The organism is Polaromonas sp. P1_E1_2 (assembly GCF_056406035.1).
The window spans coordinates 1-3,447 of the sequence record NZ_JBFUAZ010000465.1; the positions used below are offsets into that span (position 1 = coordinate 1).

The 3,447-nt window shown below is 61.0% G+C and carries 3 protein-coding genes, 1 tRNA gene and 2 pseudogenes; 3 read left to right on the plus strand and 3 right to left on the minus strand.

From position 1 onward, the window contains the following. A pseudogene (locus AC1D1P_RS18145) lies at positions 1-204 on the minus strand (arginyltransferase); the annotation flags it as partial. Beyond that, complete coding sequence (gene aat / locus AC1D1P_RS18150; RefSeq protein WP_477673923.1) at positions 201-977, minus strand: leucyl/phenylalanyl-tRNA--protein transferase; 777 nt, start codon at positions 975-977, stop codon at positions 201-203. The pseudogene AC1D1P_RS18145 and the gene aat, both read right to left, overlap by 4 nt. Before the next feature lie 298 nt (positions 978-1,275). Here aat and AC1D1P_RS18155 point away from each other — a divergent pair. From AC1D1P_RS18155 to thiD, 3 genes are all read left to right on the plus strand, one after another. After that, positions 1,276-1,351: transfer RNA gene (locus tag AC1D1P_RS18155), tRNA-Asn, on the plus strand. 232 nt (positions 1,352-1,583) lie between these two features. Next, on the plus strand, positions 1,584-2,042 hold the full coding sequence (locus AC1D1P_RS18160; RefSeq protein WP_477673924.1) for a DUF4124 domain-containing protein: 459 nt from the start codon (positions 1,584-1,586) through the stop codon (positions 2,040-2,042). A 63-nt stretch (positions 2,043-2,105) separates the two neighbouring features. Next, positions 2,106-2,951 carry a bifunctional hydroxymethylpyrimidine kinase/phosphomethylpyrimidine kinase gene (thiD, locus tag AC1D1P_RS18165; RefSeq protein WP_477673925.1) on the plus strand — a complete coding sequence of 282 codons (846 nt, stop codon included), beginning with the start codon at positions 2,106-2,108 and terminating at the stop codon, positions 2,949-2,951. On the opposite strand, the pseudogene AC1D1P_RS18170 reads toward thiD, so the two are convergent. Next, positions 2,935-3,447: pseudogene (locus AC1D1P_RS18170) on the minus strand (allantoin permease); the annotation flags it as partial. The gene thiD and the pseudogene AC1D1P_RS18170 sit on opposite strands and share 17 nt — an antisense overlap.

Genomic DNA, 3,447 nt, shown 5'->3' on the forward strand with positions numbered 1-3,447 from the left:
CCCATCACAGTAGGGGCGGTAGGTAAACATGCCGCTGCGCCGGAAGCCGTTGGTCACAAGGTCCGAATAGGCGTCGTTGTGGATGAGGTGGCTGGGTGTGGCAACCTGCGAGCGGGCCTGCTTGCCCGGCAGATAACTGCACGGGTAGGGCGCCGTTGCGTAGAACTGCAAGGTTTGCAGGGGCAGGTCTTTGAGATGTGTCACGGTAGGTCCAGGGTTCCCTTCGTTCCCGTCGTCAATATCTGATTCCAGTATACGGGTTCAAAGTGCCAGTCGGGCCCCGTTTTACCCACGCTTTGTCCGAGGTGGGCAACAAATTCCGCCCGGCTGATTTCTCCCGCGCCCAGGGACGCCAGGTGATGGGTATTTTGCTGGCAATCAATCATGGTGATGTGCTGTTCACGGCAAAAAGCCACCAGTGCCGCCAGTGCGATTTTGGATGCATCGGTCTGGTGTGCAAACATCGATTCGCCAAACACCATGCGGCCCAGATTCACACAATACAAGCCGCCTGCCAGCGCGCCGTCGATCCAGGTCTCCACGCTGTGCGCATGGCCTGCCTTGTGAAGGGCGCTATAGGCCTGCACCATGTCAGGGACTATCCAGGTACCGGGTTGGCCGGAACGGGGCTTGCTGGCGCAGGCGTCGATGACGCGCTCAAAGGCGCTGTCGAATCTGATTTCGCAGCGATGCTGTTCCTGAAAACGAACTACCGTTTTGCGCAGCGACCGGTGCAGCTTGAAGTGCCGGGTCTGCAGCACCATGCGAGGGTCAGGGCTCCACCAGAGCACGGGCTGGCCTAGGCTGTACCAGGGGAAAATTCCCTGCGAATACGCATGAACCAAGGTCGGCACATCCAGGGCGGCACCAGCCGCGAGCAAACCGGGTGCCGGGTCATGGGGCCCCCATGCGGTATCCAGCGAGGGAAAGTTTTCGCCGGCGGCAAGCCAGGGCACGGGGCGCGGGAGTTTACCCATGTCTTAAAAATGGACAGTCATAAAGCCATTAAAACAGCGGGCCGTGAAGGACATGCGCAAATGGTAGCCGAGCAGGCTGCTGCGGCGTGGCCAAAGCGTTGTCGAGACCAGTTATCCATCGAGATGCTATTGATTTGATAGCTGCTTGCGCACATCAAACAAGGGCCGAGGGCCAATACGCCGCTGTGCTTTTTGCCCACGCAGAGCCGGCCGCTTGCCATTCAGCGGGAACAAGGCATTGACAGAATTCCGCAGGCTTAAAAAGCCAGAAAATTGACGCTATAATCTAAGGCTGTATTCCTCAATAGCTCAGTTGGTAGAGCGCCGGACTGTTAATCCGTAGGTCCCTGGTTCGAGCCCAGGTTGAGGAGCCAATAAATTCAAGGCCTGCACGCAAGTGCGGGCCTTTTGTCTTTCTTGGCGCCGCGAAACATGATGAGGCGCCACGTCTCATACCATTTCCCCGCGTCAGCTCGATCCTGGTGGTCTGCCGTTAAGTGCCCTATCGTCAGGCGGGGTACCTAGTACCATCGTCAGGAAAATCTTCGAATACCTTCGAATACACAAGGCGACGAGTAGTTGATGGCGCCCTCACAGACCGTAAACATGCAAAACCTAGAAATCAAGCTGCGGATATTCGGCACCCTCCTGGTGCTCTTGCTATTCGTGCCAGCCAGCCATGCGCAAGTCTATAAGTGGGTAGATGCGAAGGGGCAAACGCATTATTCTTCGCGAAAGGACGATGCCGGTGCGGCCAGGGCAGATGAAGTGAAACTGCCGCCTCAGCCAGCACCGTCTCCAATCGCCAAACCTTCAGCCGAATACTTGCGTGGACAAACCAGGCAACCGCAACCACGACTGGTGCCGGAGRAGGTGGCTGACAGTCCACCCACACCAAAACCGCCCAAATCGCTCTCGGGGGGAAAAGAAGATGGCACCGATGCGTCACGATGTGCTCTGGCCCGGGACGTTCTTAGCGGCGCTGTAAGGCACCGCAATGGGCAACCCACGGACAAATATGATCGTGACGTTGCCCAAAATGATGTCCGGGCATTTTGCCGCTAGTGGCACCTCTGCTTGAATTTGCAGGGTGTACCTGAGGGCTACGGAAAACGAATGACTGCACTCATGACTGCAACTGCTTTTGACCACGAATACCCCCGAGTGCTGAGCATTGCAGGGTCCGACAGCGGCGGCGGCGCCGGCATCCAGGCCGATCTCAAGACTTTCGCCGCGCTGGGCTGCTACGGCATGACCGCCATCACAGCGCTGACGGCCCAGAACACGCGCGGCGTTCGCGCCATCCACGGCGTGCCGCCGCAGATGCTGCGCGACCAGATCGATGCCGTGATCGAAGACATAGGCACGCATGCGGTGAAGATAGGCATGCTGCACGCGCCCGACATCGTGCGGACCGTGGCGGAGGCAATTGACCGGCATGCGCTGCAGAACGTGGTGCTGGATCCGGTCATGGTCGCCACCAGCGGCGCGGTGCTGATCGACAACCCGGCCATTGCGGTGCTGGTGCGGGAGCTCTTCCCACGTGCCATGGTGGTCACCCCAAATCTCGACGAAGCTTCGCTGTTGGTCGGCCGCCCTCTGGGCGATGAGCAGGCCATGCAGGCCGCCGCACAGGAGTTGCTGACGCAGGGCGCCCGCGCCGTGCTGCTCAAGGGCGGGCATTTGCCCGGCGACGTGGTCAGCGATTTACTGGTCACGCAAAATGGCGAACTGCACTGGATGCGCGGGCCGCGCATTCCCAGCCCCAACACCCACGGCACCGGTTGCACGTTGTCGTCTGCGATTGCCGCGCACCTGGCGTTGGGGCACCCTCTGCTGGAGGCCGTGCAGCTCGCACGTGCCTATGTGCGCGCAGCGCTGGAGGCCGGTGCGCGGGTGCGTACAGGTGCCGGTGGCGGGCCGCTGAACCACGGCCACGCGCCCATCGCGATGCGGCTCAAGCCGCTGCGGTAATACCGGAGCGGCCGCTGCGGGTGAGGCGTGCCAATGCAAAAGTCAGCACCAGCGTTGGTAGCGCTGCACCCCACTCGGGCGCAAATTTCGCGCACAGGTGATAACACGCAATGCCCAGCACCCAGATCGCGACGGCGCTGGGATTCACCTTGCGTTCGGCCACCAGCGAAGCGATATCGGACGTGCCGGCCAGCCGCGCCAGAATCACGCCGTACAAGGGCACAAAGACCGAACTGAGCATCAACAAAAAAGGCTCCAGGCTGTGCATGGGCAGCACCAGCGCCAGCGCAGTGCACAGCAGGGCCAGCCCCACGCCCCAGCGCCGCACGCTCCAGGCCGGTTTCAGGCTGTGGCCGGCCACCGAGCCCGAATAGAGATCGCCATACGCGTTGTCGACCTCATCGATCAGGATCAGCCCCAGCGCGATCAGGCCGCCTTGCGCCAGCAGCAGCGCGGCGACCAGGTCGGTACTGGGCGCCGTGATAGCGACGAGCAT

Excerpts from the sequence above, each read along its gene's own strand:
- thiD (WP_477673925.1), top strand. The coding sequence starts at position 2,106 with ATGACTGCAACTGCTTTTGACCACGAATACCCCCGAGTGCTGAGCATT.
- aat (WP_477673923.1), bottom strand. The coding sequence starts at position 977 with ATGGGTAAACTCCCGCGCCCCGTGCCCTGGCTTGCCGCCGGCGAAAAC.